General features: G+C 72.3%; 27 protein-coding genes. 15 read left to right on the forward strand and 12 right to left on the reverse strand.

Annotated features, from left to right (window positions below):
• Positions 1–96 precede the first annotated feature (96 nt).
• From ACICHK_RS14160 to ACICHK_RS14170, 3 genes are all read left to right on the forward strand, one after another.
• Positions 97–1,527, forward strand: coding sequence for an MFS transporter (locus ACICHK_RS14160; protein ID WP_406837184.1), 1,431 nt, complete (start codon positions 97–99; stop codon positions 1,525–1,527).
• 290 nt (positions 1,528–1,817) lie between these two features.
• Complete coding sequence (locus ACICHK_RS14165) at positions 1,818–2,024, forward strand: hypothetical protein (RefSeq protein WP_151468029.1); 207 nt, start codon at positions 1,818–1,820, stop codon at positions 2,022–2,024.
• A 159-nt stretch (positions 2,025–2,183) separates the two neighbouring features.
• The gene (locus ACICHK_RS14170; protein WP_406837185.1) at positions 2,184–2,399 is read left to right on the forward strand and encodes a hypothetical protein; all 216 of its coding nucleotides are present in this window, start codon (positions 2,184–2,186) and stop codon (positions 2,397–2,399) included.
• Between the two features lie 103 nt (positions 2,400–2,502).
• Here the strand turns inward: ACICHK_RS14170 and ACICHK_RS14175 are convergent, their stop codons facing one another.
• A complete protein-coding gene (locus tag ACICHK_RS14175) occupies positions 2,503–3,885 on the reverse strand; it encodes a glycine--tRNA ligase (RefSeq protein ID WP_406837186.1) in 1,383 nt (460 codons plus the stop codon).
• A 198-nt stretch (positions 3,886–4,083) separates the two neighbouring features.
• Between ACICHK_RS14175 and ACICHK_RS14180 the strand changes: the two genes are divergently transcribed.
• From ACICHK_RS14180 to ACICHK_RS14195, 4 genes are read left to right on the forward strand one after another with little or no spacing between them, the layout of a single operon-like run.
• On the forward strand, positions 4,084–5,046 hold the full coding sequence (locus ACICHK_RS14180; protein ID WP_406837187.1) for a metal ABC transporter substrate-binding protein: 963 nt from the start codon (positions 4,084–4,086) through the stop codon (positions 5,044–5,046).
• Positions 5,043–5,831: a metal ABC transporter ATP-binding protein gene (locus tag ACICHK_RS14185; RefSeq protein WP_406837188.1), complete on the forward strand. Its 789-nt coding sequence runs from the start codon at positions 5,043–5,045 to the stop codon at positions 5,829–5,831. The genes ACICHK_RS14180 and ACICHK_RS14185 overlap by 4 nt, the downstream gene beginning before the upstream one ends.
• Positions 5,831–6,730, forward strand: coding sequence for a metal ABC transporter permease (locus ACICHK_RS14190; protein WP_406837189.1), 900 nt, complete (start codon positions 5,831–5,833; stop codon positions 6,728–6,730). Before ACICHK_RS14185 ends, ACICHK_RS14190 begins: the two co-directional genes overlap by 1 nt.
• Positions 6,731–6,788: 58 nt before the next feature.
• Positions 6,789–7,205 carry a Fur family transcriptional regulator gene (locus tag ACICHK_RS14195; RefSeq protein ID WP_151468024.1) on the forward strand — a complete coding sequence of 139 codons (417 nt, stop codon included), beginning with the start codon at positions 6,789–6,791 and terminating at the stop codon, positions 7,203–7,205.
• Positions 7,206–7,357: 152 nt separating this feature from the next.
• Here the strand turns inward: ACICHK_RS14195 and ACICHK_RS14200 are convergent, their stop codons facing one another.
• The 4 genes from ACICHK_RS14200 to ACICHK_RS14215 all read right to left on the reverse strand — a co-directional run bounded on the left by ACICHK_RS14200 (position 7,358) and on the right by ACICHK_RS14215 (position 9,575).
• Positions 7,358–8,203: an isoprenyl transferase gene (locus ACICHK_RS14200; RefSeq protein ID WP_151468023.1), complete on the reverse strand. Its 846-nt coding sequence runs from the start codon at positions 8,201–8,203 to the stop codon at positions 7,358–7,360.
• Between the two features lie 133 nt (positions 8,204–8,336).
• A complete protein-coding gene (gene recO / locus ACICHK_RS14205; protein ID WP_151468022.1) occupies positions 8,337–9,083 on the reverse strand; it encodes a DNA repair protein RecO in 747 nt (248 codons plus the stop codon).
• Positions 9,084–9,195: 112 nt separating this feature from the next.
• Entirely contained in the window at positions 9,196–9,420 is a 225-nt protein-coding gene (locus tag ACICHK_RS14210; protein ID WP_406837190.1) for a hypothetical protein, read from the reverse strand.
• The gene (locus ACICHK_RS14215) at positions 9,417–9,575 is read right to left on the reverse strand and encodes a hypothetical protein (RefSeq protein WP_192582289.1); all 159 of its coding nucleotides are present in this window, start codon (positions 9,573–9,575) and stop codon (positions 9,417–9,419) included. The genes ACICHK_RS14210 and ACICHK_RS14215 overlap by 4 nt, the downstream gene beginning before the upstream one ends.
• Positions 9,576–9,804: 229 nt before the next feature.
• On the opposite strand from ACICHK_RS14215, the gene ACICHK_RS14220 reads away from it, so the two are divergent.
• Both ACICHK_RS14220 and ACICHK_RS14225 read left to right on the forward strand, forming a co-directional pair.
• Positions 9,805–10,638, forward strand: coding sequence for a helix-turn-helix domain-containing protein (locus ACICHK_RS14220; protein WP_406837191.1), 834 nt, complete (start codon positions 9,805–9,807; stop codon positions 10,636–10,638).
• Positions 10,620–10,973 (forward strand): DUF397 domain-containing protein, encoded by a 354-nt coding sequence (locus ACICHK_RS14225; protein ID WP_406837192.1) that lies wholly within the window; start codon positions 10,620–10,622, stop codon positions 10,971–10,973. Before ACICHK_RS14220 ends, ACICHK_RS14225 begins: the two co-directional genes overlap by 19 nt.
• Before the next feature lie 9 nt (positions 10,974–10,982).
• On the opposite strand, the gene ACICHK_RS14230 is transcribed toward ACICHK_RS14225, so the two are convergent.
• From ACICHK_RS14230 to ACICHK_RS14240, 3 genes are all read right to left on the reverse strand, one after another.
• Entirely contained in the window at positions 10,983–11,681 is a 699-nt protein-coding gene (locus ACICHK_RS14230) for a response regulator (protein ID WP_406837193.1), read from the reverse strand.
• On the reverse strand, positions 11,678–13,015 hold the full coding sequence (locus tag ACICHK_RS14235) for a sensor histidine kinase (protein ID WP_406837194.1): 1,338 nt from the start codon (positions 13,013–13,015) through the stop codon (positions 11,678–11,680). Before ACICHK_RS14235 ends, ACICHK_RS14230 begins: the two co-directional genes overlap by 4 nt.
• Before the next feature lie 125 nt (positions 13,016–13,140).
• Complete coding sequence (locus ACICHK_RS14240) at positions 13,141–13,899, reverse strand: AraC family transcriptional regulator (RefSeq protein WP_406837195.1); 759 nt, start codon at positions 13,897–13,899, stop codon at positions 13,141–13,143.
• A 56-nt stretch (positions 13,900–13,955) separates the two neighbouring features.
• Here ACICHK_RS14240 and ACICHK_RS14245 point away from each other — a divergent pair, with 56 nt between their 5' ends.
• Positions 13,956–14,528: a class I SAM-dependent methyltransferase gene (locus ACICHK_RS14245; RefSeq protein WP_406837196.1), complete on the forward strand. Its 573-nt coding sequence runs from the start codon at positions 13,956–13,958 to the stop codon at positions 14,526–14,528.
• Positions 14,529–14,555: 27 nt separating this feature from the next.
• On the opposite strand, the gene ACICHK_RS14250 is transcribed toward ACICHK_RS14245, so the two are convergent.
• Positions 14,556–15,032 carry a protein-tyrosine phosphatase family protein gene (locus ACICHK_RS14250; protein WP_406841219.1) on the reverse strand — a complete coding sequence of 159 codons (477 nt, stop codon included), beginning with the start codon at positions 15,030–15,032 and terminating at the stop codon, positions 14,556–14,558.
• Positions 15,033–15,376: 344 nt separating this feature from the next.
• On the reverse strand, positions 15,377–16,117 hold the full coding sequence (locus ACICHK_RS14255; RefSeq protein WP_406841220.1) for a FadR/GntR family transcriptional regulator: 741 nt from the start codon (positions 16,115–16,117) through the stop codon (positions 15,377–15,379).
• 270 nt (positions 16,118–16,387) lie between these two features.
• Between ACICHK_RS14255 and ACICHK_RS14260 the strand changes: the two genes are divergently transcribed.
• Genes ACICHK_RS14260 through ACICHK_RS14280 form a run of 5 tightly spaced genes read left to right on the forward strand, consistent with a single transcriptional unit; the run spans position 16,388 to position 22,982 of the window.
• Complete coding sequence (locus ACICHK_RS14260; RefSeq protein ID WP_406837197.1) at positions 16,388–18,016, forward strand: ABC transporter substrate-binding protein; 1,629 nt, start codon at positions 16,388–16,390, stop codon at positions 18,014–18,016.
• 19 nt (positions 18,017–18,035) lie between these two features.
• Positions 18,036–18,998, forward strand: coding sequence for an ABC transporter permease (locus tag ACICHK_RS14265; RefSeq protein WP_406837198.1), 963 nt, complete (start codon positions 18,036–18,038; stop codon positions 18,996–18,998).
• Complete coding sequence (locus tag ACICHK_RS14270; protein WP_406837199.1) at positions 18,995–20,971, forward strand: dipeptide/oligopeptide/nickel ABC transporter permease/ATP-binding protein; 1,977 nt, start codon at positions 18,995–18,997, stop codon at positions 20,969–20,971. The genes ACICHK_RS14265 and ACICHK_RS14270 overlap by 4 nt, the downstream gene beginning before the upstream one ends.
• A complete protein-coding gene (locus tag ACICHK_RS14275; RefSeq protein ID WP_406837200.1) occupies positions 20,968–22,050 on the forward strand; it encodes an oligopeptide/dipeptide ABC transporter ATP-binding protein in 1,083 nt (360 codons plus the stop codon). The genes ACICHK_RS14270 and ACICHK_RS14275 overlap by 4 nt, the downstream gene beginning before the upstream one ends.
• The gene (locus ACICHK_RS14280) at positions 22,047–22,982 is read left to right on the forward strand and encodes a dihydrodipicolinate synthase family protein (RefSeq protein ID WP_406837201.1); all 936 of its coding nucleotides are present in this window, start codon (positions 22,047–22,049) and stop codon (positions 22,980–22,982) included. Before ACICHK_RS14275 ends, ACICHK_RS14280 begins: the two co-directional genes overlap by 4 nt.
• 1 nt (position 22,983) lies before the next feature.
• Here ACICHK_RS14280 and ACICHK_RS14285 read toward each other — a convergent pair whose 3' ends face one another.
• The gene (locus ACICHK_RS14285) at positions 22,984–24,186 is read right to left on the reverse strand and encodes an exo-alpha-sialidase (protein ID WP_406837202.1); all 1,203 of its coding nucleotides are present in this window, start codon (positions 24,184–24,186) and stop codon (positions 22,984–22,986) included.
• A gap of 163 nt (positions 24,187–24,349) precedes the next feature.
• A complete protein-coding gene (locus ACICHK_RS14290) occupies positions 24,350–25,027 on the reverse strand; it encodes a response regulator transcription factor (protein WP_151468005.1) in 678 nt (225 codons plus the stop codon).
• Positions 25,028–25,273 lie beyond the last annotated feature (246 nt).

The raw sequence follows: 25,273 nt of genomic DNA on the forward strand, positions 1-25,273 counted from the left end.
CAGCCTGCCGCCCGCCGCAGCCTGTTGCCAGGTAGTGGTAGTACCAGGACAAGAAGACTCTGGTACCCGTCTGAGTCCGGGAGAAGTCTGGGTGACGTGACCGAAACCGGAACTCTCACGACCACCGTCCGTGCGCCCACGGCGCCTCCCGCGCTCGGCGGCCTCGGACTCTTCACGGTGCTGCTCGGCGCGGCACTGCCCCTGATCGACTTCTTCATCGTCAACGTGGCCCTCCCGACCATCGGGCAGGACCTGGACGCGAGTGAGGCCGTCCTCGAACTCGTCGTCGCCGGCTACGGGGTCGCGTACGCCGTCCTGCTCGTCCTCGGCGGACGTCTGGGCGACCTGTTCGGGCGCCGCCGGCTCTTCCTCGGCGGGATGGCGGCCTTCGGCCTGACCTCGCTCGCCTGCGGTCTCGCGCCCACCGCGTGGACCCTGGTGGCGGCGCGCGTCGCCCAGGGCGCGGCGTCCGCGGCGATGCTGCCGCAGGTCCTCGCCACCATCCAGGCGGCGACCTCCGGTACCCGCCGCGCCAAGGCGATGGGCCTGTACGGCGCCACGGCCGGCCTGTCCATGGTGGCGGGGCAGATCCTCGGCGGCCTCCTGGTCGCGGCCGACATCGCGGGCACCGGCTGGCGCTCGGTGTTCCTCGTGAACGTGCCCGTCGTCGTGCTCGGCCTGGCCCTGGCCCGCCGTGCCGTCCCCGAGACCCGCTCCCAGCGCCCGGAGCCGGTCGACGCCCCCGGCACGCTCCTGCTCGCGGTCTCCCTGCTGGCGCTGCTCGCCCCGCTCACCGAGGGCCGGGCGGCGGGCTGGCCGCTGTGGACCTGGGTGTCCCTCGCCCTGTTCCCGCTCGCGGCCACCGCCTTCTACCGGGTCGAACGCCGGGCGGACCGGGCCGGCCGCACCCCCCTGGTCCCGCCGAGCCTGTTCGAGCTGACCTCGCTGCGCCGGGGTCTGATCATGATCGTGCCGTTCTCCATCGGGTTCAGCGGCTTCATGTTCGTGATCGCGGTGGCCCTCCAGCGCGGCGAGGGCCTCGGTCCCGTCCCGGCGGGGCTGGCCCTCGCGCCCATGGCGGTCGTCTTCTTCGTCACCTCCCTGTGCGGGCCCCGGCTGATCGCCCGCTTCGGCACCCGGGTCGTCACCGCGGGCGGACTGGTCCAGGCCGTGGGCCTGGCCCTCATCACGCTGGCCGCCTGGCGCTCCTGGCCGGACCTCGGGGTGGCGGAACTGCTGCCCGGAGCGGCCGTCGCCGGCGCGGGCCAGGCGCTCCAGCTGCCCGTCCTCATCCGGATCATCCTCTCCGAGGTGCCGACCGCGCGGGCCGGCGTGGGCAGCGGCGTGATGGCCACCACCCAGCAGGCGGCGCTCGCCGTCGGGGTGGCCACCCTCGGCACCCTGTTCCTGTCCCTGGTCCCGGCCCGCGGCATGCGGGACGCCCTGGTGACGACCCTCCTGGTACAGCTGGCCGGAGTGGCCCTGACCACCGTGCTGAGCCTGCGGCTGCCGCGCACGATCCGCTGACGGTCCCACCCGCGGCCGGGACCGGCCGCGGGCCCTCGGCGCGCGCCGGTGCGCCGAGGGCCGGGCGCGTTCCACCGCGGCCGGGACGCCGACGGGCCGACGGACGGAACACCAGGTCAGCGTCACCAGGACCGCCGCCGGGGGCGCGGGGCCATCCGCCCCCGGCCCGGCCGCGAGCGCGCCCGCTCCCAACTCGCCTCCGAAGAACCCCCGTTGATCTTCGCCATGCTGCACACTCCTTGCTGCACATCCCTTGCTGCGCAGACGAAGCGGGAGAACCAGGAGGTGCCATGCTTCAGATCAACACGAGCAAAGTGAGCCGCTGGGACCAGCACGGCCGCGAGCACACCGTCCACGTGCAACGGGCGGGCGTCCAGCGCACCATCCGGTGCGAGACGTGCGGCTGGCGCAAGAACACCCAGTTCCTTCCCTGGCTGAAGGCGGAGGAGCACCTGGCCGAGGAGCACCAGGCGACGGTCGACCCCAAAGAGACCTGAGAGCTGAGACCTGCCACCTGACACCGGCCCGGGAGAACGACCTCGCCCCCGACCGGCACCCATGGAGGTCACGCATTCGAGGAAGGAACCCCCGTTCCCTCCCGTGCCTCACGCCGGCGGAGACCGTCGACACCCACACACGCACGCCGGAACACGCTTGTGCACAGTCGACGGGCAACAGCCGCCGCTCCCTTCGGTGACGGCAGCGCCCGTGCGGCCCCGCTGACCCTGGTGCACGTCCCGGCCCGGGAGGGCGTCGTCCTGCCGGACGCCGGCCCGCTCCGGACGACCCGTCACGCCGACGCCCCCGGGGGCGCCGCCGACCCGGCCGCGCTCGACCGCCGCCGCCCCGCACCGGCGCCCGGCCACCGGTGAACGGCGGACCGCCGCCCGGCCCCGCCCGCACGTCCCGCCGCCCGGGACGGCGCGAAGCCCCCGGCTCCCTGCTCGGGAACCGGGGGCTTCGTGGACGCGTGGGTCAGCAGCCGACGAGACGGGCGGCCAGGTAGCCCTCGATCTGGTCGAGCGAGACGCGCTCCTGCTTCATCGAGTCGCGCTCGCGCACCGTGACGGCGTTGTCGTCGAGGGTGTCGAAGTCGACGGTGACGCAGAACGGCGTGCCGATCTCGTCCTGACGGCGGTAGCGGCGGCCGATGGCGCCGGCGTCGTCGAACTCGATGTTCCAGTTCTGGCGCAGCGCCGCGGCGAGGCCCTTGGCCTTCGGGGACAGGTCCGCGTTGCGGGACAGCGGCAGGACCGCGACCTTCACCGGGGCGAGGCGGTGGTCGAGGCGCAGCACCGTGCGCTTCTCCATCTTGCCCTTGGCGTTCGGGGCCTCGTCCTCGACGTAGGCGTCGAGGAGGAAGGCCAGCATCGCGCGGCCGACACCGGCGGCGGGCTCGATGACGTACGGGGTCCAGCGCTCTCCGGCTTCCTGGTCGAAGAAGGAGAGGTCCTGACCGGAGGCCTTGGAGTGCGCGCCGAGGTCGTAGTCGGTGCGGTTGGCGACGCCCTCCAGCTCACCCCACTCGTTGCCGCCGAACTGGAAGCGGTACTCGATGTCGGCGGTGCGCTTGGAGTAGTGGGAGAGCTTCTCCTGCGGGTGCTCGAACCACCGCATGTTCTCCTCGCGCATGCCGAGACCGGTGTACCAGTTCCAGCGCTGCTCCATCCAGTACTCCTGCCACTGCTCGTCCTCGCCCGGCTTGACGAAGAACTCCATCTCCATCTGCTCGAACTCGCGGGTGCGGAAGATGAAGTTGCCGGGCGTGATCTCGTTGCGGAAGGACTTGCCCATCTGGGCGATGCCGAACGGCGGCTTCTTGCGCGAGGCGACCTGCACCTGGGCGAAGTTGGTGAAGATGCCCTGGGCGGTCTCGGGGCGCAGGTAGGCGACGGAGCCGCTGTCCTGGGTCGGGCCGAGGTGGGTGGAGAGCAGGCCCGAGAACTGCTTGGGCTCGGTGAAGGTGCCCTTGTTGCCGCAGTTGGGGCAGTTGAGGTCGGCGAGGCCGTTCTCCGGGAGGCGGCCGTGCTTGGCCTCGTAGTGCTCCTCCAGGTGGTCGGCGCGGAACCGCTTGTGGCACGAGGTGCACTCGGTCAGCGGGTCCGTGAAGGTGGCGACGTGACCGGAGGCGACCCACACCTCGGGGGCCAGGATCACGGACGAGTCGAGACCGACCACGTCCTCGCGCGACGTGACCATGTAGCGCCACCACTGGCGCTTCAGGTTCTCCTTGAGCTCGACGCCGAGCGGGCCGTAGTCCCAGGCGGCACGCTGTCCGCCGTAGATCTCACTACAGGGGAAAACGAAGCCACGGCGCTTGCTCAGGCTGACGATGGAATCGATCTTGTCGGCGGCCACGGTGCTCTCTTCATTACGAACGGACGGCAGCGAATGATTCAGGTTACCGGCGTCGGCCACCCCCGCATCAAATCGGTTCCCGCCGTGGCCCGCTTCCTGCCGATTGAATCCGCTTGATACCCGTTGCCGGGGGGTGTGCGGGCACCCCGCGCGAGGGCTTGTTGACAATCGTTTCCAAGTTTGTTGAAAATGACTGTCATGAACGTACGACGACGCCTCATACCCGGGGCCGCGGCCGTGGCTGCCTGCGCCCTCGGCCTCGGCACCCTCACGGCCTGCTCGGGCTCCGCCGTGGCCGACACCCGCGGCCACGGCGGACTCGACGTGGTCGCGTCGTTCTACCCGCTCCAGTACCTCGTCGAGGAGATCGGCGGGACGCACGTGAGCGTCACGAACCTGACCCGGCCCGGCCAGGAGCCGCACGACCTGGAGATCAGCGCCCGCCAGACCGCGCGGCTCCAGGAGGCCGACGCGGTGTTCTACGTCAAGAACCTCCAGCCGGCCGTCGACGACGCGGTCGCCCAGTCCGGGGTGCGGACCAAGGTCGACGCGGCCTCGCTGACGACGCTGGAGAAGCACGGCAACGAGGTCGGCGGGCACGCTGCCGCGCACGACCACGACGAGGGCGAGGACGCCGGCACCGCCGACCCGCACGTCTGGCTCGACCCCGTGCGCTTCGCCCAGGTGGCCGAGGGCGTGTCGGCCGCGCTGAAGAAGGCCGACCCGAAGCACGCGGCCGACTACGACAGGAACACGGCGGCGCTGCGGAAGAAGTTCGCCGCGCTGGACGAGGACTTCCGCGAGGGTCTCGCGGACACGAGGACCAAGACCTTCATCACCACCCACGCCGCGTTCGGCTACCTGGCCGAGCGCTACGGGCTCACCGAGGAGGCCGTCAACGGCCTCGACCCCGAGTCGGAACCCAGCGCGAACCGGGTGAGGACCCTGGAGAACCTGGCGAAGGCCGACGGCGTCACGACGGTGTTCTACGAGACGCTCACCAGCGACCGGACCGCCGGCACCATCGCCCGGGACGTGGGGCTGCGGACGGACGTCCTCGACCCCCTCGAAGGCATCACCGACAAATCAAGGGGCGACGACTACATGCAGGTCATGCGGTCGAACCTGAAGGCCCTCCGGACAGCTCTGGGGACGAAATGACCACTGTGGAGGACGTCGTGAGCGAGTCCGTCGTGTCCCTGCGCGGCGTCCGGGCGGAGCTGGGCTCGCGCCCGGTCCTGCGCGGCGTGGACCTGACCGTGCGCCGCGGGGAGGTCGTCGCGCTGCTCGGGGCCAACGGCTCCGGCAAGTCGACCGCCGTGCGGGGCATCATCGGCCAGGTCGCCCCCAGCGCCGGCGAGATCGAGATCTTCGGCGTCCCGCGCCGCCGCTTCCGCGACTGGCACCGGGTGGGCTACGTCCCGCAGCGGACCACGGCCGCGGGCGGCGTGCCGGCGACGGTCACCGAGATCGTCGCCTCGGGGCGGCTGTCCCGCGCCCGCTTCGGCATCCTGCGCAAGGCCGACCACGCGGCCGTACGACGGGCCCTGGAGCTCGTCGGGATGGCCGACCGCGCCAAGGACTCCGTGAACGCCCTGTCGGGCGGACAGCACCAGCGGGTCCTCATCGCCCGCGCGCTGGCCTCCGAACCCGAACTGCTGATCATGGACGAGCCGATGGCGGGCGTGGACCTGGCCAGCCAGGAGGTGCTGGCCGAGACCCTGCGCGGCCAGGTCGCCCAGGGCGCGTCCGTGCTGCTCGTCCTGCACGAGCTGGGCCCCCTGGAGCCGCTGATCGACCGCGCGGTCGTCCTGCGGGACGGCTGCGTCCTGCACGACGGCCCGCCGCCGAGAGCGGTCGGCCAGCACGCCCTGCCCGGCCACGACCACGTACACCCCCACGCGGCTCATGACGCCGAACCGATCCGGACGGGACTCCTGAGCTGATGGACATCCTCGACTACGCCTTCATGCAGCGGGCCCTGCTCGCCGCCGTCCTGGTGGGCGTCATCGCGCCCTCCGTCGGCGTCTACCTCGTCCAGCGCCGCCAGGCCCTGATGGGCGACGGCATCGGCCACGTGGCGATGACGGGCGTCGGCCTCGGCTTCCTGCTGTCCACCTCACCGGTGTGGATGGCGACGGCCGTGTCCGTGCTCGGCGCCGTGCTCATGGAGCTGATCCGCTGGTACGGAAAGACCCGCGGGGACATCGCGCTGGCCATGCTCTTCTACGGCGGCATGGCGGGCGGCGTGATGTTCACCCACCTCGCGGGCGGCTCGACCGCCAACCTGACCACGTACCTCTTCGGCTCGCTGTCGACGGTGAGCGCGTCCGACGTCACGTCGATCTTCCTGCTGGCCGCCTTCGTCATGGCCGTCACGCTCGGGCTGCGCCGGCAGCTGTTCGCGGTCAGCCAGGACGAGGAGTTCGCCCGGGTGACCGGTCTGCCGGTGCGGACCCTGAACCTGCTGACGGCGGTCACGGCGGCCGTCACGGTCACCGTCGCGATGCGGGTGGTCGGTCTGCTGCTGGTGAGCGCGCTGATGGTGGTGCCGGTCGCGGCGGCCCAGCAGCTCACCCGGAGCTTCGCGGCGACCTTCGCCGTCGCGGTGGCGATCGGGGTGAGCGTGACGATCGGCGGCACGGTGACGTCGTTCTACCAGGACGTGCCTCCCGGCTCGACGATCGTGCTGCTGACGATCGGCGCGTTCATCGCACTGACGGCGCTGGCGTCGCCGCTGGCCCGGCGCCGGGCGCGGACGCCGGCCGCGGCGCAGGCCGCGGGGGATCCCGCGGAGTGTGTCATTCCGGCCACCCGCGGTCCGGAGGACACCGTCGGCGTCTGACCGTGCTCCGCCCGGACTGGCACAATGGCCGGGCAAGCGCAGACGCGAGGAGGCAACGGTGACAACCGCTGGATCGCCCGTCCGGGGCCGCTCCACCCGGCAGCGTGCCGCCGTGGCGGCGGCGCTCGACGAGGTGACCGAGTTCCGCAGCGCGCAGGAGCTGCACGACATGCTCAAGCACAAGGGCGACTCGGTCGGGCTCACCACCGTCTACCGCACGCTCCAGTCCCTCGCCGACGCGGGCGAGGTCGACGTCCTGCGCACCTCGGAGGGCGAGTCCGTCTACCGGCGCTGCTCCAGCGGCGAGCACCACCACCACCTCGTCTGCCGCGTCTGCGGCAAGGCCGTGGAGGTGGAGGGCCCCGCGGTGGAGAAGTGGGCCGAGGCCATCGCCGCGGAGCACGGCTACGTGAACGTGGCGCACACGGTGGAGATCTTCGGCACCTGCGCGGAGTGCGCGGCGGCGAACGCCTGATCCCCCGGGGAATCAGGCCGCGCGCCGGATCGCGGCCGGGAACCACCCGCGGCCGGCCCGCACCCTCATGACGACGGCCCCTCACCACCGGACGGTGGTGAGGGGCCGTCGTCATCGCGCGGGATTCGGACAACACCCGCGGGCGGCGGGGGTCACGACCCGTCGCCCCGCATGGCCTGCTCCATCGCGAGCAGCTGCTCGTTGGGGACGGCGCCGCCGAAGCGGCGGTCGCGCTGGGCGTACTCGACGCAGGCCCGCCACAGGTCGCGCCGGTCGAAGTCGGGCCACAGCACGTCCTGGAAGACCATCTCGGCGTACGCGCTCTGCCAGATCAGGTAGTTCGAGGTGCGCTGCTCGCCGCTCGGACGCAGGAACAGGTCCACGTCCGGCATGTCCGGGTAGTACATGTACTTCGAGAGGGTCTTCTCGTTGACCTTCGACGGGTCGAGCCGGCCCGCCTTCACGTCCTCGGCCATGGCCCGGGCCGCGTCGGCGATCTCGGCACGGCCGCCGTAGTTCATGCAGAAGTACAGCGTGAGCGCGTCGTTGTCCTTGGTCTGCTCCTGGGCGATCTGGAGCTCCTTGGCGACCGACTTCCACAGCTTGGGCATCCGGCCCACCCAGCGCACCCGGATGCCGAGTTCGTCGAGGGTGTCGCGGGTCTTGCGGATGAAGTCGCGGTTGAAGTTCATCAGGAAGCGCACCTCGTCGGGCGAGCGCTTCCAGTTCTCGGTGGAGAAGGCGTACAGGGAGATGCTGCCGACGCCGACCTCGACCGCGCCCTGGAGCACGTCGAGCACGCGCTCGGCACCGACCTTGTGCCCCTCGGTGCGCGGCAGCCCGCGCTCCTTGGCCCAGCGGCCGTTCCCGTCCATGACGATCGCCACGTGGTCCGGGACGAGTTCGCCGGGGAGTTTGGGCGCGCGGGCACCGGAGGGGTGCGGCTCCGGGGCCTTGTACTCGCGGCGCCGGCCGCCCAGGATCCCGCGTACGACCATGTGCTTCTCGTCTCCCTCTTGCGTGCTCGCGTGCGCCGGGCGCTCGTCTCGCTCTGCTTGCTGTTCTTTGCTGTTCGCACGCGCTCGTGCCGCGCGCGTGCGCTCCCGCCGCCCGGGTCCGCCCGGACGGCGCCTACTTCTCCACGTACCGCAGGGAACGCAGTCCGCGCTCCAGGTGCCAGTGCAGATAGGCCGACACCAGCCCGCTGCCCTCCCGGACGTGCCGCGGCTCGCAAGCGTCCGCGGTCTCCCAGTCTCCCGTGAGCAGCGCGCCGAGGAGTTCGAGGGCCTGAGGCGAGGGTACGACGCTGCCGGGCACCCGGCAGTCGGCGCATACGGTTCCTCCCGCCGCGACCGAGAAGAAGCGGTTCGGTCCCGGCATGCCGCATTTGGCACAGTCGCTGAAGCTGGGCGCGTAGCCGTTGACCGCGAGGGAACGCAGCAGGAAGGCGTCGAGGACGAGGTGCGGCTCGTGCTCGCCGCGGGCGAGGGTGCGCAGCCCGCCGACCAGCAGCAGGTACTGCTGGACCGCCGGCTCCCCCTCGTGGTCGGTGAACCGCTCGGCGGTCTCCAGCATCGCGGTGCCCGCCGTGTAGCGGGCGTAGTCGGTGACGATCCCGCCGCCGTAGGGGGCGATCGTCTCGCTCTGGGTGCACAGGGGCAGCCCGCGGCCGATCAGCTCGCCGCCCCGCGCGAAGAACTGCACGTCCACGTGGGAGAACGGTTCGAGGCGGGCCCCGAACTTCGACTTGGTCCGCCTGACCCCGCGCGCCACCGCCCGTACCCGGCCGTGACCGCGCGTGAGCAGCGTGATGATCCGGTCCGCCTCACCCAGCTTCTGGGTGCGCAGCACGATGCCGTCGTCGCGGAACAGACTCATACGGCCCATTCTCGCCTACGGCGCACGCGCCCCGACCCGGACGGGTCATATCGGGTCCGGGGCCGCCCTCGCGACCCCCGCGGCCATCACGCTCCGGGGGCGCCCCGGCGCCTCACAGCACCTCGCCGCGGCTGCGCGCGTTGACGTACGCGGTCGCCGCGCCGATCCGCTCGGCCGTGGTGGCCTCCCGGACGACCTCCGGCGGGCAGTCCCACTCCCTGCCGCCGCCGAGCGGTCTCAGCTGCACGTACGGCCCCTCGTACCCCATGACCACGCCGACCCTGCCCGTGCGGATGTCGACCGCGCAGGAGCCGGTCGGCGGCGCCGCCGACCTCATCGCAGGGCCGCCGCGAGCCGGGCGGCGACCTCCACCGAGCAGCCGCCCAGGACGATCAGCGGACGAGGTGTGTCGCGCGCCACGCTCGCCGGGTCGATCCGCAAGGAGGGCAAGGTGATGCCGGCCCGTGCGAGCGCCGTCCGTAAATCCTGCACGGTTTCCTCCGCCTCTTCGACGCGGTGCGCCGAGTCCCGCCGCCCGTCAGGCGGCGTGTGTACGTGGGGTCGTCCTTGTGCCGGTACGTGTGCTCGTGCGTGTTCTTCCTTCACCCTGCCCCACCGATCTGCCGTTTTCACGCTTCGCATCCACATAGTGACGCTCCGCATCTAGAATCGGCAGGGTCCCGTCCGCTACAAGCGTGGTGCAGCGCAGAAGGGTTGGCCCATGGCCAACGGTTCGCGGCAGGCCGCCTGGGAGTTTTTCGGTTCAGAACTGAAACGACGTAGGGAGGATGCAGGTTTCACGCAAGTGGAACTGGGGGCTCGGGTCTTCGTCTCCGGGGGCTATATCGGCCAGTTCGAACAGGCCATCCGCAAACCCCAGTTGGACGTGGCCCAGCGCATCGACTCACTGCTGCGGAGCGACGGTTTCTTCGAGCGGATGTGGCACAAGCTCATCGACGACAAGCGCTACGCGGGGTATTTCGCGGCGGTCGTCGAACTGGAACGGACGGCGACGAGGATCGCGGAGTTCGCCCCGGCCCTGGTACCGGGCCTGTTGCAGACGGCGGGGTATGCGCGGGCGGTGACGCTGGCCGCCAATCCCTTCGCGACGGACGAGTACGTGGAGGAGAAGGTGGCCGCCCGGCTGGAGCGGGCCCATGTCCTCGCCGACGCTACAAGGCCCCTGTATTGGGCCGTGCTGCACGAGAACGTGCTGCGCATCCCGGTGGGCGGGGCGGCGACGATGTCCGGACAGCTCGGCCACCTCGCGGGTGTGGTGCGGGAGCGGAAGGCCGCCGTGCAGGTGATCCCGTACGCGGCCGGGGCGCACGCGCTCATGACCGGGGACCTCCGGCTCATGGAGTTCGAGGACGCTCCACCAACCGCCTATGCGGAAGCCCCCTTTTCGGGAACGCTCGTCGACGATCCGGCTGTGGTGAAGCGTGCGCAGCACACCTACGATCTGCTCAGGGCCGTCGCTCTGTCGCCGGAGGCGTCCCTTGCCCTGATCGAGGCGGCGGAGGAGGCCTTCAGACGATGCGCGCCCATGACCTGAGCAACGCCCGCTGGCGCAAGAGCAGTCACAGCAACGGCGAGGGCGGCAACTGCCTCGAAGTCGCCGACGGAGTCACCGGCACCGTCCCCGTCCGGGACAGCAAGGTGCCGGACGGGCCCGTGCTCCTGATCGGCGCGGACGCCTGGACCGCGTTCGTCAGCAACGCCCGCTGGCGCAAGAGCAGCTACAGCGACGACAACGGCGGAAGTTGCCTCGAAGTCGCCGACGCAGTACCCGGCACCGTCCCCGTCCGGGACAGCAAGCTGCCGGACGGCCCCGTGCTCCTGATCGGCGCGGACGCGTGGACCGCGTTCGTCGCCGGCGTCGCGGGCTGAACCCCCGCGTCACCGGGCCGCGTCACGGGTTCGCGCGGCCCTGTTCACCGACACCAGCCCCGCCTCGTAAGCGATGATCACCAGCTGGACGCGGTCCCTGGCGTCCAGCTTCGAGAGCAGCCGGGTGAGGTACGTCTTCGCCGTGGCCACGGTGATGAAGAGCCGCTCGGCGATCTCCGTGTTGGACAGCCCGCTGCCGACCAGCGTCAGGACCTCGCGTTCGCGGTCCGTGACCCCCTTCAACTCGGATCGTGTGCGCACCAGTTCGGGGCGGGCGGCGGTGAAGTCCTGGATGAGCCGACGGGTGATGCCCGGGGCGATGAGGGCGTCCCCGGCCGCCACCACGCGCACCGCCGTGATGATGTCGTCCAGGCCCGTGTCCTTGACCAGGAACCCGGACGCGCCGGCGCGCAGCGCCCCGTACACGTAATCGTCGTCGTCGAAGGTCGTGAGGATAACGATCCTCGTCGGGCCCGTCGGCGCGGAGGTGTCCGCCGTGATCCGGCGGGTCGCCTCGATGCCGTTCGTGCCGGGCATGCGGAGGTCCATGACGACGACGTCGGGGCGCAGTTCTCCGGCGAGCGCCACCGCCTCCTCGCCGTTCTCCGCCTCGCCCACCACCTCGATGTCCTCGATGTCGGCGATGACCATGCGCAGGGCCGTGCGGATGAGCTGCTGGTCGTCGGCGAGGACCACGCGCACCGTCATCGGGTGCCCGTCCCGCCCGTGGCCGGGATCGGGAGGCGGGCGCTCACCCGGAACCCGCCTTCGGGGCGCGGGCCCGCGGTGAACTCGCCGTGCAGCAGGGCGGCCCGCTCGCGCATGCCGATGAGGCCGAAGCCCGTGTCCGTGCCGCTGCCCCTGCCCCGGCCGTCGTCGGTGATCTCGACCGCGACCTCCGTGTCACGGTGGTCGACGGTCACTCGGCAGGCGGTCGTCGCCGCGTGCCGCAGGACGTTGGTGACGGACTCCTGCACTATCCGGAACGCGGACAGGTCGATGTCCGGAGGGAGCCGACGCCGCTCGCCGGTCCAGTGGACGTCCACGCGGACTCCGGCCGCGGTCGCCGCGGCGGCCAGCCGGTCGAGGTCGGCCAGGCCCTCGGCCGGGCTCAGCGGCACGGTCCGCGCGGTGCTGGCCTCGTCCTGGCCGGGCACGGCGGGAGAGGCCGTCTCCGCGGAGCCGTGTTCCGGGGACCGGTCCCGCGGGTCCACGGCACCGCCGTCACCCGGGCCGTCCGTCCGGGCCTCCTGGTCCCCGTCGTCCGCCTCGCGCAGCGCGACGAGCATGCGGCGCAGCCCGGCGAGGGTCTCGCGGCCGGCCGTCTCGACCGCCGTCATCGCCTCGCGGGCGGCGTCCGGCTGGGTGCGCACGACCCGGGCCGCCGCGCCCGCCTGGAGGGCGATGATGCCGATGCTGTGGGCGACCATGTCGTGCATCTCGCGGGCGATGCGCAGGCGTTCGTCGGTGACGGCCTGGTCCGCGGCCCGGGTCCGCAGCTGTTCGGCGTGGACACGGGTGCGGTGGGTGGCGTCGCCGAGCAGCCAGGAGACGACGACGGTCAGCGCCACGGTCAGCTCGACGAGGGTGTCGACGTCCCAGCCCATCAGCAGCCGTACCGACAGCCAGGCGACCAGGACGGCGAGCGCCATGGCGAGTCCGACGGCTGCGGTGCGGCGGGGACGTGCGGCCGCGATGAAGTAGAGAGCGATGTCGACGGCCAGGTACTGGGCGAGCTGGATCGCTCCGACGGCGAGGTTGGTGGTGAGCAGGGCGCCCGCCGCGAGCAGCATGGCCAGGGCGGCGAGGGGCCGACGTCCGAGCCGGGCACTGCCGGCCAGGGCCAGGACGCACGCCACGGTCAGGAACAGCATCCCGTCCCAGCGGTAGAACTGGGCGGCGGCCAGTTCGTTCGGCCCGTTCTGGCCGGGCAACCGGATCCGCGCGAGGAACGTGAACACGGTGCTGGCGCACCAGGCCAGGGCCACCCAGGCGCCGGGCGGGACACGTCTGAGCGAGGGGAGCGACGGCGTGACATGCATGTGCCCGATCGTAGGCAGGCGGTGCGGCCGGGGCATCGGACCGGGGACGTACGACCGTGGTCGACACGTCCTCCTGAACTCGCCTCGCCGACAGCATCGGTGACGGCTTCTCAGGTCGGTGACGCTCAGGTCCGGGACGGGAAGTACTGGCGGGGCGTGACGCCCACGACGCGGTGGAAGGCGGCCACGAAGGAGCTGGCGGAGGCGTATCCGGTGCGGCGGGCGACGGTCTCCAGGGCCAGGCCGTCGGCGAGGAGCGGCATCGCGGCCTGCATGCGCAGCCGTTCGCGCCACTGGCCGAAGGGCAGGCCCGTCTCGGCCACGAAGATCCGCGCCAACGTCCGTTCCCCGGCGCCGACTTCGGCGCCCCACGCGGACATCGGGCGGCCGTCGGCCGGATCGGCACTCAGCGCGTCGGCGACGGCCCGGGCCCGGGGGTCCCGGGGCACGCGCACGGCGACGCTCGTGACGGGGACGGGCGTCAGGACGTCCAGGAGCACGGCCTCGGCCCGGGAACGGTGTTCGTCGGGGAGACCGAGTCCCGCCAAGTGCTCGACGAGCGCGGCCTGCAGGGGGCCGACCGCCACGGCCGTCGGCTCCGTCCAGGTGATCTGCGGGCAGCGCGCGGGATCGATGTAGGCGCTGTGCATGAACGCGTCGCCCGCGGCCTCCGTGAGGTGCGGCAGCCCGGCCGGGATCCACAGGGCGAGGGACGGCGGCAGCAGCCAGGAGCCCCGTTCGCTGCTCACCCGCAGCAATCCTCTTACGGGGACCGCCAGTTGGTGGACGGGATGGGTGTGCGTGGCGAAGACGGTGCCCCGGGGCATGGTGAAGTGCCCCACGAAGACGGCCGTGCCCGCCGGCCCCTGTCCGTTTCGCGACATGGGTCGGCAGCCTAGCCCGTGGCGGACGGCCCGGCCCCGCCCCTAGCGTCGACGGCATGCCGATGAACCGAGCACACCGCAGACTCTGCAGCTCAGAAGGCTGGGCGCGCACCACCAGGGACCGCATCCTGCCCTGGGCCCTGAGGGACGTGGAACTGGGCGACGACGTGCTGGAGATCGGGCCCGGCTACGGCGCCAACCTGCGGGTCCTGGTCGAGTCCGTGGAGCGTCTGACCGTCGCCGAGATCGACGCGGACACCGCGCGGCTGCTGACCGGGCGGTGGGGCGGGCGGGCCCGCGTCCTGCACGCGGACGGCGCGGAGCTGCCGCTGCCGGACGCCTCGTTCGACTCCGTCGTCTGCTTCACGATGCTGCACCACGTGCCCACCGCCGACCGGCAGGACCGCATCTTCGCGGAGGCGTCGAGGGTGCTGCGTCCGGGCGGTGTCTTCGCGGGCAGCGACAGCCTGCCGAGCCTGGGCTTCCGGCTGCTGCACGTGCGCGACACGATGAACACCGTCGACCCGGCGGAGCTCCCCGGGCGGCTGGGCGCGGCCGGCTTCACGGACGTCTCCGTCGACGTGCACCCGAAGGGAAGCATCCTCCGTTTCCGGGCGACGCGCCCCTAGTCCTCGGGGCCGGGTCGGCCGTCCGGATCAGTCCGGCGTGCCGAAGCGGCGTACGTACGCGCGCTGCCAGGGTGTCTCCACCGCGTGCCGGTCGTAGTGCTCGCGCACGTACGCCACCGCCTCCCCGGGCGGTACGCCGTCGAGGACGGCGACGCAGGCCAGGGCCGTGCCGGTGCGGCCCCGTCCACCGTGGCAGGCGATCTCGACGCGTTCGTCCGCGGCCCGTCGCCAGGCCTCCGTGAGCACCGCGCGGGCCCTCGCCCGGTCGGCGGGCAGCCGGAAGTCCGGCCAGCGCAGCCAGTGGGCCTCCCAGGGGACCGGGGGCGGCTCTTTGCCGAGGAGGTGGACGGCGTAGGCGGGCTCGGGTCCTCCGTCGGCCGGGAGCGGCCGGCGCAGCGCCCGGCCCCGGATCAGCCGGCCGGAGGGCAGCGCCAGCACCCCGGGGGCGCGCGCGTCCCAGGTGCCCTCGTGGGCCCGGGAGCCGGACGGGGAGTCGGGTCTCATGTCGGCCATGGGCCCAGCCTAGGGCGCACGGAGCGCAGACCCCGGGCCGAGGCGGGACGGGCGGGAGCGGCGGACCCGGGCGGGGCGGGCCCTGGGGTGCAGGGCCCCTCGGCACCGGCGCCGAGGGGCGGACCCCGGCGGGGAGCCGGGCCGAGGCGGAGCGGACCCGGGAGTGCGGGGCCGACGGCACCCCGCGGGAAACCCGGGCCAAGGCGAGGCGGGTAAAAGCGGCGGACCCGGGCGGAGGCGGACTCGGGGTGTGGGACCGGGCGGCGCCGGGCACGCAGCCCGACTTCCCGGACCGGAGGAGCGGACCGGAGAGCGGGCCCGGGGAGGGGGCCTGTTCAGCTCACGCCGTGGGCGCCCTGCGCGGCGCGGGCCTCGATGCCCCGGAAGTGGTCGGCCATCGCGCGCCGGGCGCCCTCGACGTCCCGGACCCGCAGGGCGGTGAGGATGTCGCGGTGGCGGCGGGCCGTCACCTCCGGGGTGACGTCGTCGGTCCAGCCGCGCACCGCGGCGACCCGCCTGAAGACGGTCCAGAACGCGCCGAGGAGCTGGGGAACGAGCGGGTTGCCGAGCGAGGCGTACAGCAACTCGTGGAACTGGATGTCGAGTTCGGGGAAGGAGCGGCCGTCGTCGCCCGCCTCCTCCATCTCCGTGACGACGGCTTCGAGCCGGTCCAGCTCCTCCTCGGTCAGCACTTCGGCCACCCGGCTTATCAGGCCCTCCTCCAGCACCTCGCGGACCTGGAGGATCTCGGCCAGCGCCCCGGTGGGATCGTCCGGGCGGGCGAGGGTGCGGAAGGTCAGTCCGTCGACGAACGGAGTCATCGACGCCTCACCCACATAGGTGCCGTAGCCGTGCCGGATCTCGACTATGTCGAGCGCCTGAAGGGCCTTGAGCGCCTCGCGGACCGAATTGCGACTCACCCCGAGGTCGTTCATCAGCTCGGTCTCGGTGGGCAGCGGCGCACCGGCCGGGAGCCCCTGGTCGAGGATCAGCTGCATGACCTCGCGCTGGATCTGGCTGCTCACCCGGCGCTCGGGCCGGCGCCGGTTCCCGGTCTCCTCAGGCATGCGCCGCATCGTACGCTCGCTGGACATCGGACGTCCCACCTCCGGGCTGATTAAACGCCAAGTTCGGCCAACTACCCCTGTTTCATACCGTCATTGGTCGTGCCTGTGGAAGATACGCCATTCGTGTGCGGGCCCTTGACCCCCTCCGCGCCCTTTCCTATGGTCGCGCTGCCCCCCATGACGTAGGACGTCGTATCTCCTGCTTCCCGGGACGGCCGCACCGACCGCTCCACCGCCTCACCGGACCGTTCAACTGGACCACTCCTTGCTGGAGGAACCGTGCGCGACGTGAACCCCGCTCCGGCGCCGCACCGCCGGTCGTTCCTGAAGTACACCGGGGCCCTGGGCGCGGCCGCCGCCCTCTCCTCGACGCTCGGCGCCTGCTCGTCCGGGCCGGAGTCGACCAACGACACCGGTGGTTCGGGCAGCGGTGCGAACGCCACGCTGACCGCCGTGATCGGCTACGGGAACGACGGCAGCTGGGACCCGACCCAGACCGCGTCCGCCTTCTGCATGGCCGCCAACAACCACATCTACGAAGGCCTGCTGGACACCGACCCGATCTCCCGCGAGCCCTACGCGGCGCTCGCCACCCAGGTGCCCGCCGACCTCACCGGCACGTCCTGGAAGTTCACCCTGCGGGCGGGAGCCACGTTCCACGACGGGAAGCCGGTCACCGCCGACGACGTGGTCTTCGTCTTCGACCGGATCCTCGACCCGAAGACCCAGACGCTCGCCAAGGGCTTCTTCGCCCCCTGGCTGAAAGAAGTACGCAAGATCGACGCGCGGAACGTCGAGCTGGTCCTCAAGTTCCCCTTCCCCGAAGGGGTCTCCCGGCTCACCCTGGCGAAGATCATGCCCAAGCACGTCTTCTCGCAGCCGGGCGCCTGGGACGACGCGATCAAGGGCAAGGCGATCGGTTCGGGCCCCTACCGGCAGACCGCGCACCACCCGAAGTCCAACACGACGTTCGAGGCGTTCACCGCCTACAACGGGCCGCGCAGGGCCGCCTTCAAGAAGATGAACTGGCTGACCATAGTGGACGCCGCGCCCCGCGTCGCGAAGATCTCCGGGGCGAGCGCCGGGGCCCAGATCGCCGACAACATCCCGTACGCCAACATCGCACAGCTCCGCAAGGGCGGCATGACCGTCCAGGGCGGGGCGGGCATGAACAACCTGTTCCTGATGTTCAACACCGAGCACAAGCCGTTCGACGACGTCCGCGTCCGGCAGGCGCTGCGCTACGCCATCGACACCGACAAGATGGTCGAGGTCGCGCTCAAGGGGCACGGGAAGCCGTCGACCTCCTTCCTCAACGAGGCCAACCCCTCCTACCGTCCCGCGAAGACCGTCTACTCCTACGACCCGGAGAAGGCGAAGAAGCTCCTGAAGGAGGCCGGGGTCGAGAAGCTGAGCATCGAGATCCTGTCGGTGAACGTCAGCTGGATCGTCGACTGCCTGCCGACCGTCAAGGCGTCCTGGGACGCGATCGGCGTGGAGACGACCCTGTCCCCGCAGGAGACCACGGCCGTGTTCACCAAGATGGACCAGAAGCAGGACTACCAGGTCGTCGCCGCCGCCTCGAACCCCAACCAGTTCGGCCTCGACGCCGACCTGATCATGCACTACAACTACGGCCCCCAGAACCTCTGGATGGGCTACGCCCGCTGGGCCGGCGACCCCGTCGCCAAGCAGCTCTTCAAGGACATGGACCGGGCGACGCAGGAACCGGACGCCGACAAGAAGAAGACGATGATCCAGGACTACATCGACGTCGTCGCCGAACAGGCCGTGCTCTACCCGGTGGTGCACAACGAGCTGATGACGGCGTGGAATCCGCGCCGGCTCGCGGGGATAAGGCCCCAGCCCTATCCGGGCATCAACCTGCTCCAGGCCAAGTGGGTCTAGGCGACGGGGGAGTCCGTACGTGGTCACCGTCGTCAGGATCCTGCTGCGCCGCATCGCGCTGCTCGTACCGCTGATGCTCGGGATCGTCCTGTTCGTGTTCCTGGTGATGCGGTTCTCGGACGTCGACCCGGCGTCCGCGTTCTTCCAGGGCGCCAACCCGACCCCCGAGCAGCTGCACGACTTCAGGGAGCGGAACGGGCTGCTCGATCCGCTGCCCGTGCGCTACGTCCACTTCGTGGCCGACCTGCTGCACGGCGACATGGGAACCAGCGCGCTCACCCGGGCGCCGGTCGTCGAACAGGTCACCACCGCGCTGCCGCTCACCCTCCAGCTCACCTTCCTGGGGCTCGGCATCGCGGTGGTGCTGGCGCTCGTCGGAGGGGTGACCGCCGCGATCCACCGCGACCGGCTGCCGGACCAGGTCATCCGGGTGGTGTCCCTGACCGGTGTCGCCGCACCGGGCTTCTGGCTGGCCCTGCTGATGATCCAGTACCTGGCCGTCGACCGGGGCTGGTTCCCGACCGGCGGCTACGTCAACCCGGCGGACTCGCTGTCCGGGTGGCTGAAGACCATGGCGCTGCCCGCGCTCGCGCTCTCCCTGCCGGTCGCGGCCCAGCTCACCCGGATCGTGCGGACCTCCGTGGTCGAGGAGCTCGACAAGGACTACGTGCGCACGGCGATCGGCAGCGGGCTGCCGCCCCGGGTGGTCGTCGGCCGCAACGTCCTGCGCAACGCCCTGATGAACCCGCTCACCGTGCTGGGCCTGCGCGTGGGCTATCTGCTGGGCGGGGCGGTCGTCATCGAGACGATCTTCTCGCTGCCCGGCATGGGCAAGCTGATGATCGACGCCGTGCAGAACGGGGACCCGGCCGTCGTGCAGGGCGTCGTCCTGACCACCGCCTTCGGCTTCGTGGTCGTGAACCTCGTCATCGACATCCTGTATCTGCTGGTCAACCCACGACTGAGGGAAGCGACCCGATGATCACGCGGAAGGATCTGGCCGGCGCCCTCGCCCGGCCCGGTGTCCGGCTGCGCGGCCGGCGCAGGCTGCCGCCGCTGTCGAGGATCGCGGTCTGCTTCCTGACCGTGGTCCTGGTGGTGGCGCTGTTCGCCCCGCTGCTCGCGCCGCACGACCCGCTCGACCAGCAGCCGCAGACGGACGGCACCGGGCATCCCTCGGCGGACCACTGGATGGGACAGGACAGCCTCGGCCGGGACATCCTCAGCCGGCTGATGTACGGGGCGCGCTGGTCCCTGGCCATCGGGCTCGGCGCCACCGCGCTCGCCCTGGTCGTGGGCGCGCTGCTCGGCGCGCTCGCCGCGACCTCGCGCAAGGCGGTCGACGAGACGCTGATGCGCGCGCTCGACGTGGTGATGGCGTTCCCCGGGATCGCGCTCGCCGCCGTGCTCGTCGCCGTGTTCGGCGGCGGCATCACCGTACTGATCTGCGCGATCGCGTTCCTGTTCACCCCGCCCGTCGCCCGGGTCGTCCGGGCGAACGTCCTCGACCAGTACGGCGAGGACTACGTCACCGCCGAGCGGGTGATCGGCGCCCGCACCCCACACATCGTGCTGCGGCACGTGGCCGTCAACTGCGCGGCCCCGGTCCTGGTGTTCTGCACCGTGCAGGTCGCCGAGGCGATCGTGTTCGAGGCCTCGCTGTCCTTCATCGGCGCGGGCGTACGGCCCCCGGACCCGTCCTGGGGCAGTGTCGTCGCCGACGGCAAGAACATGGTGCTGACCGGCGGCTGGTGGGCCACCGTCTTCCCGGGCCTGCTGATGCTGCTCACCGTGCTGTCGCTGAACGTCCTCTCCGAGGGCGTCTCCGACGCCTGGGCCGCGCCGGCCGCCCGGGAGGTGTCCGTGCCGCCCGCGGAGGACCGGCTCGAAGCCCCCGAGCCGGGCAGCGGCACGGTCGTGGAACTGCCCGGTCTGGCGGGAGCCGCGGCCCGGCTGCGGGCGCGGGCCCGGCCGCCGGTCACGGACGGACGGCCCGTGCTCGCCGTCGAGGATCTGGCCGTCGGCTTCGAGGGCCGGCACGGCGGGGTGGACATCGTCGACGGCATCGGCTTCGAGGTGTATCCCGGCGAGGTGCTCGGCCTGGTGGGCGAGTCGGGCTGCGGGAAGTCGCTGACGGCCCTGACGGTGATGGGCCTGGAGCCGAAGGGCGCCCGGGTGCGCGGCCAGGTCCGGTTCCGCGGGCGGCAGCTGCTCGGCGAGCCGATGCGGGTACGGCGCCGGCTGCTGGGCCACGAGATGGCGATGGTCTACCAGGACGCGCTGTCGTCCCTGAACCCGGCGATGACGATCAGGGCGCAACTGGGGCAGGTGGTACGGCGGGGCGGCAGGCGCACGGCGGCCGAGCTCCTCGCCCTGGTCGGCCTCGATCCCGAGCGGACCCTGCGCAGTTACCCCCACGAGCTGTCCGGGGGCCAGCGCCAGCGCGTCCTGATCGCGATGGCGCTGTCCCGGGAGCCCGCGCTGATCGTCGCGGACGAACCGACGACGGCCCTGGACGTCACCGTCCAGGCGCAGGTCATGGAGCTGCTGCTGCGGCTGCGGGAGGAACTGGACTTCGCCCTGGTCCTCGTCTCGCACGACCTGGCGCTGGTCTCGGCGGTCACCGACCGGGTGGTCGTGATGTACGGCGGGCAGATCGTCGAGACGGGGGTGACGGCGGACCTGGTGGAGTCCCCGGCGCACCACTACACGCGCGGGCTGCTGGGCAGCGTCCTGTCGCTGGAGTCGGCGGCGGAGCGCATGACGCAGATCAGGGGGGTCGTCCCCTCCCCCGCCGACTTCCCGGCCGGCTGCCGGTTCGCCGACCGGTGTCCGATGGCGGACGGGACGTGCCGGACGACGGCGCCGGACCTGACCGGCACCCCCACGCACACGGCGGCCTGCCACCACCCGGCCGTCGACCTGGTGACCACGGAGAGCGAGGCCGTGACATGAGCACATCCCCGGCGGACGCGCTCGTCCGGCTCACCGACGCGCACGTCGTCCACAAGGCGCGCAGCGGCGGTGTGTTCACCCGGGACCGGGTGTACGCGCTGACGGGCGCCGACCTCACCGTCGCGCCCGGCGAGACGATCGGGGTCGTCGGCGAGTCGGGCTGCGGCAAGTCGACGCTCGCGAAGGTGCTGGTGGGGGTGGAGCGGCCGACGTCCGGCACGGTGACCTTCGGCGGCCGCGACCTGTGGTCCCTGAGCCCGGACGAGCGGCGCACGGCCGTCGGCTCCGGCACGGGCATGATCTTCCAGGACCCGTCGACGGCCCTGAACCGCAGACTGCCCGTACGCCGGATCCTGCGCGACCCGCTGGACGTGCACCGGCGCGGCAGCACGGCCGAACGCGCCGACCGGGTGCGGGAGTTGATGTCGCTCGTCGGTCTGCCCCGGGCCCTCGCGGACGCGCTGCCCGGCCAGCTCTCCGGCGGTCAGCGCCAGCGGGTGGCGATCGCCCGCGCCCTGGCCCTGGAACCCGGCCTGGTGGTGGCCGACGAGCCGACGAGCGCGCTGGACGTGTCGGTGCGCGCGCAGATCCTCAACCTCCTGCTCGATCTGAAGGAGCGCCTCGGCCTGGCCCTGGTGTTCGTGTCCCACGACATCCAGACGGTGCGCCGGATGAGCGACCGGGTGATCACGATGTACCTCGGGCGGATCGTCGAGGAGTCCCCGGCCGGCGAGGTCACCGACCGCTCCCGTCACCCGTACACCCGGGCGCTGTTCTCGGCGACCCCGAGCCTGCTGGACCCGGTCGAGCCGATCCCGCTGACCGGGCCCGTCCCCTCGGCGACGCGCCCGCCGAGCGGCTGCCCCTTCCGCACCCGGTGCTGGAAGGCGGACACGGAATGCGCGACCCGGATGCCGGAGTTCACGGCCGCGTCGGCGCCCGGCCACCGCTTCCGGTGCCACCATCCTGTCGAGGAGGGCCGGTCGACGCGCACCCTCGTCGCGCAGGCCGGATCCGCCGCCGGGGCCGCCGCCCCGGCCGACGTTCCGCCCCAGCAGCACATCAGGGAGCCTTCATGACCTTCCCCGCCCCGCTCACCGGTGTCGTACCGCCCGTCTGCACGCCCCTGACACCGGACCGCGAGGTGGACGTCCCCTCACTCGTCCGGCTGATCGACCATCTGGTGGACGCCGGGGTGCACGGTCTGTTCGTCCTCGGCTCGACGTCCGAGGTGGCCTATCTGACGGACGCGCAGCGCAGGCTCGTGGTGGAGACGACGGTGGCGCACGTCGCCGGCCGGCTCCCCGTCCTGGCCGGCGCGATCGACATGACGACGCCCCGCGTCCTGGACCACGCGCGCTCCGCCCGGGCCGCGGGCGCGGACGCGATCGTCGTCACGGCGCCCTTCTACACCCGCACCCATCCCGCCGAGATCGCCCGCCACTTCCGTCTCGTCGCGGCCCGCGCCGGGCTCCCGGTGTTCGCCTACGACCTTCCGGCCTCCGTCCACAGCAAGCTGAGTCCCGAACTGGTCCTCGAACTCGCCGCCGACGGTGTGCTCGCGGGCCTCAAGGACTCCAGCGGCGACCTCGGCTCCTTCCGGGCGGTCGTCACCGGCGCCCGTACCCGCCCCGGGATCCGCGGCTTCGCCGTGCTCACCGGCTCCGAGGTGGTCGTCGACGCTGCGCTGGCCCTCGGCGCCGACGGCGTGGTCCCCGGTCTGGCCAACGTGGACCCGGTGGGCTACGTCCGGCTGTACGAACTGTGCGCGGCGGGCGACCAGGAGCGGGCCCGGGCCGAACAGGAGCGGCTGTGCGAGCTGTTCGGCCTGGTGGGCGTCGGCGACCCGGCCCGGATGGGCGGCAGTTCCTCGGCGCTCGGCGCCTTCAAGGCCGCGCTGCACCTGCGGGGCGTCATCGACTGCCCCGCGACGGCGGAACCCCAGGTGCCGCTGTCGCCGGACGAGGTCGAACTCGTGGGCAAGCACCTGGCGTCGGCGGGACTGCTCTGAGTCACCCGAGCAGCCCGACCGGCGGCAGCCGCCGGAACTCGATGGTCTCGTACGGTCCCGCGTCGCCGGTCTCGTAGAGGACGCCGACGCGGGAGGCGCCGAGCTGGACGAGGTCCGAGTAGGCGGCCCGCCGCGCGGACAGGGTGACCGCCTTCGTGAAGTCCGCTCCGGCGGTCGTGCTGCGCCAGACGGCCATCGACTGGCGGACGGTGGGGACGGACGGGCCCGAGAAGAGGAGCGGGGCGTGGCGGCCGGTGAGCTGGAGGACGCTGCCCTGGACGACGGGGACGTCGTTCAGGGAGGGCTGGACGGCGAAGGGGCGGTCCAGGGACTCGGCGCCGTCGCTGGAGTAGGAGTCGAGGCGGTTGCCGGTGCTCGTGCCGTTCTGGTCCCGCGAGGAGAAGTAGAGCCGCCCGTCGGGGAGTTCGGCCACCGAGCTCTCGTTGGCGTTGTCGGTGCCGTCGTAGGAGTCGTCGACGAAGCCGATCCGCCAGGTGCGTCCGCCGTCGTCGCTGTAGAGCGCGTGCGCTCCGTAGTACCTGGCCTCCTGGCCGGTGTCGGCCGATCCGGCGGGCGGGGCGGCGGAGTGGTTGGCGGGCACGACCAGGCGGCCCGCGTGCGGTCCGCGGCGCAGCGCGATCGCGTGGCCGGGACCGGTGGCGTACCAGCGCCAGTCCGGCGGCTTCACCTGGTCCGTGATGTCCCGCGGGGCGGTGAAGTGCCGCCCGTCGTCACGGCTGGTCTGGACGAAGACGCGCCGGCTCTGTTCGGCCGTGACCTCGCCCCGCATGATCTGGGCCTCGGTCACCGCACCGCTGTTGTAGGAGGTGAGCAGGACGATCCGGCCGGTCCGGGGGTCCACCACCGGCGCCGGGTTGCCCCGGGTGTCGCCGTCCCCGGACGCGACGACCGTGAGCGGGCCCCAGGTGCAGCCGCCGTCGGAGGAGCGTCTGAGGACGACGTCGATGTTCCCGGTGTCGCCCGCGCCGCTGTGCCGCCCCTCGGCGAAGGCGAGCAGCGTGCCGGCCCCGGTCATGACGGTCGCCGGGATGCGGTAGGTGTCGTAGCCGTCCTCGCCCGCGGTGTACGGGACGGAGGAGGCGCAGCCCCCGCCGCCCCGGGGCGCGGCCGAGGCGGCGGGGCCGGTGACGGCGAGGGCGGTGAGGAGTCCGGTGGCGGCGGCGAACGCGAGCATGCGGCTCATGGCACTCCCTGGACTGCGTCGACTTCATCGGACACGGAACGACATGGGACGTGGGATGTCCCGGTGAACCTAATGTGCCCAGGGGCTGCGGCGATACCCGTGCTTCCACGGCGGGTGACGGGGCGTCAGCGCGTTTCGGCCGTGCTCCGGGCGGGCCGCCGGGTCAGGCCCGGCCCGCGTCCCCCGGTGTCACCAGGCCCGACTCGTACGCCACGATGACCAGCTGGGTCCGGTCGCGGGCGCCCAGCTTGCCCATGATGCGGCTGACATGGGTCTTCGCGGTGAGCGGGCTGAGTCCCAGGGCCGCCGCGATCTCGGTGTTGTTCAGGCCCCGTGCGACCAGGGTGAGCACCTCGCGCTCACGCCCGGAGAGCCCCTCGGGACCGCCCGCCGTGAGCGCGGGGACGGACGGGGCGCTCAGGAAACGGGCGACCAGACGGGCGGTGGGACCCGGCGAGAGCAGCGCGTCCCCGGCTGCCACCGTACGGATCGCGTCGAGGAGTTCGGCGGGCCGGGTGTCCTTCACCAGGAAGCCGGAGGCGCCCGCGCGCAGCGCCTCCACGATGTGCTCGTCGGTGTCGTACGTGGTGAGCACGAGCACCCTGACCCCGGCGAGGTCCTCGTCGGCCGCGATGAGCCGGGTGGCCTCGATGCCGTCCAGGTCGGGCATGCGGATGTCCATCACGACCAGGTCGGCGCGCCCGGCGCGGGCCAGCTCCACGGCCTCCCGGCCGGTGGCCGCCTGACCGACCACCTCCATGTCCCGCGCCGACTCCACGAGCATGGCGAACGCGGCCCGCACGAGGTTCTGGTCGTCGGCGAGAACCACTCGGATGGTCATCGCGCCCCGCCCCGGCTCGGCTCGGCACCGCGTACGCCGTCGGCGTCCAGGGCGGCCCCGGGTCCCCGCGCGGGACCGCTGTCGCGCACGGTCCCGGAATCCGGCACAGGCCGGGAGGTACCCGGTGTGCCGGGCGCATCCGGCGCACCGGAAGGGGCTGGTACTCCGGACGAGGCCGGGCGGTCCGCCGACGTTCGCCGACTCGGCTGCGGCTGCGGCTGCGGCTGACGATCGGGCTCCGGCCGC

It is taken from the genome of Streptomyces sp. AHU1 (assembly GCF_045343905.1).
In the GTDB taxonomy this organism is placed as follows: Bacteria; Actinomycetota; Actinomycetes; order Streptomycetales; family Streptomycetaceae; genus Streptomyces; species Streptomyces triticiradicis.

What these genes read in the sequence shown, in the direction of transcription:
- ACICHK_RS14165 (WP_151468029.1), top strand. Translation starts at nt 1,818, where the DNA reads ATGCTTCAGATCAACACGAGCAAAGTGAGCCGCTGGGACCAGCACGGC.
- ACICHK_RS14180 (WP_406837187.1), top strand. Translation starts at nt 4,084, where the DNA reads ATGAACGTACGACGACGCCTCATACCCGGGGCCGCGGCCGTGGCTGCC.
- ACICHK_RS14185 (WP_406837188.1), top strand. Translation starts at nt 5,043, where the DNA reads ATGACCACTGTGGAGGACGTCGTGAGCGAGTCCGTCGTGTCCCTGCGC.
- ACICHK_RS14190 (WP_406837189.1), top strand. Translation starts at nt 5,831, where the DNA reads ATGGACATCCTCGACTACGCCTTCATGCAGCGGGCCCTGCTCGCCGCC.
- ACICHK_RS14200 (WP_151468023.1), bottom strand. Translation starts at nt 8,203, where the DNA reads ATGGTCGTACGCGGGATCCTGGGCGGCCGGCGCCGCGAGTACAAGGCC.
- recO (WP_151468022.1), bottom strand. Translation starts at nt 9,083, where the DNA reads ATGAGTCTGTTCCGCGACGACGGCATCGTGCTGCGCACCCAGAAGCTG.
- ACICHK_RS14210 (WP_406837190.1), bottom strand. Translation starts at nt 9,420, where the DNA reads ATGAGGTCGGCGGCGCCGCCGACCGGCTCCTGCGCGGTCGACATCCGC.
- ACICHK_RS14220 (WP_406837191.1), top strand. Translation starts at nt 9,805, where the DNA reads ATGGCCAACGGTTCGCGGCAGGCCGCCTGGGAGTTTTTCGGTTCAGAA.
- ACICHK_RS14225 (WP_406837192.1), top strand. Translation starts at nt 10,620, where the DNA reads ATGCGCGCCCATGACCTGAGCAACGCCCGCTGGCGCAAGAGCAGTCAC.
- ACICHK_RS14230 (WP_406837193.1), bottom strand. Translation starts at nt 11,681, where the DNA reads ATGACGGTGCGCGTGGTCCTCGCCGACGACCAGCAGCTCATCCGCACG.
- ACICHK_RS14235 (WP_406837194.1), bottom strand. Translation starts at nt 13,015, where the DNA reads ATGCATGTCACGCCGTCGCTCCCCTCGCTCAGACGTGTCCCGCCCGGC.
- ACICHK_RS14240 (WP_406837195.1), bottom strand. Translation starts at nt 13,899, where the DNA reads ATGTCGCGAAACGGACAGGGGCCGGCGGGCACGGCCGTCTTCGTGGGG.
- ACICHK_RS14245 (WP_406837196.1), top strand. Translation starts at nt 13,956, where the DNA reads ATGCCGATGAACCGAGCACACCGCAGACTCTGCAGCTCAGAAGGCTGG.
- ACICHK_RS14250 (WP_406841219.1), bottom strand. Translation starts at nt 15,032, where the DNA reads ATGAGACCCGACTCCCCGTCCGGCTCCCGGGCCCACGAGGGCACCTGG.
- ACICHK_RS14255 (WP_406841220.1), bottom strand. Translation starts at nt 16,117, where the DNA reads ATGCGGCGCATGCCTGAGGAGACCGGGAACCGGCGCCGGCCCGAGCGC.
- ACICHK_RS14270 (WP_406837199.1), top strand. Translation starts at nt 18,995, where the DNA reads ATGATCACGCGGAAGGATCTGGCCGGCGCCCTCGCCCGGCCCGGTGTC.
- ACICHK_RS14275 (WP_406837200.1), top strand. Translation starts at nt 20,968, where the DNA reads ATGAGCACATCCCCGGCGGACGCGCTCGTCCGGCTCACCGACGCGCAC.
- ACICHK_RS14280 (WP_406837201.1), top strand. Translation starts at nt 22,047, where the DNA reads ATGACCTTCCCCGCCCCGCTCACCGGTGTCGTACCGCCCGTCTGCACG.
- ACICHK_RS14285 (WP_406837202.1), bottom strand. Translation starts at nt 24,186, where the DNA reads ATGAGCCGCATGCTCGCGTTCGCCGCCGCCACCGGACTCCTCACCGCC.
- ACICHK_RS14290 (WP_151468005.1), bottom strand. Translation starts at nt 25,027, where the DNA reads ATGACCATCCGAGTGGTTCTCGCCGACGACCAGAACCTCGTGCGGGCC.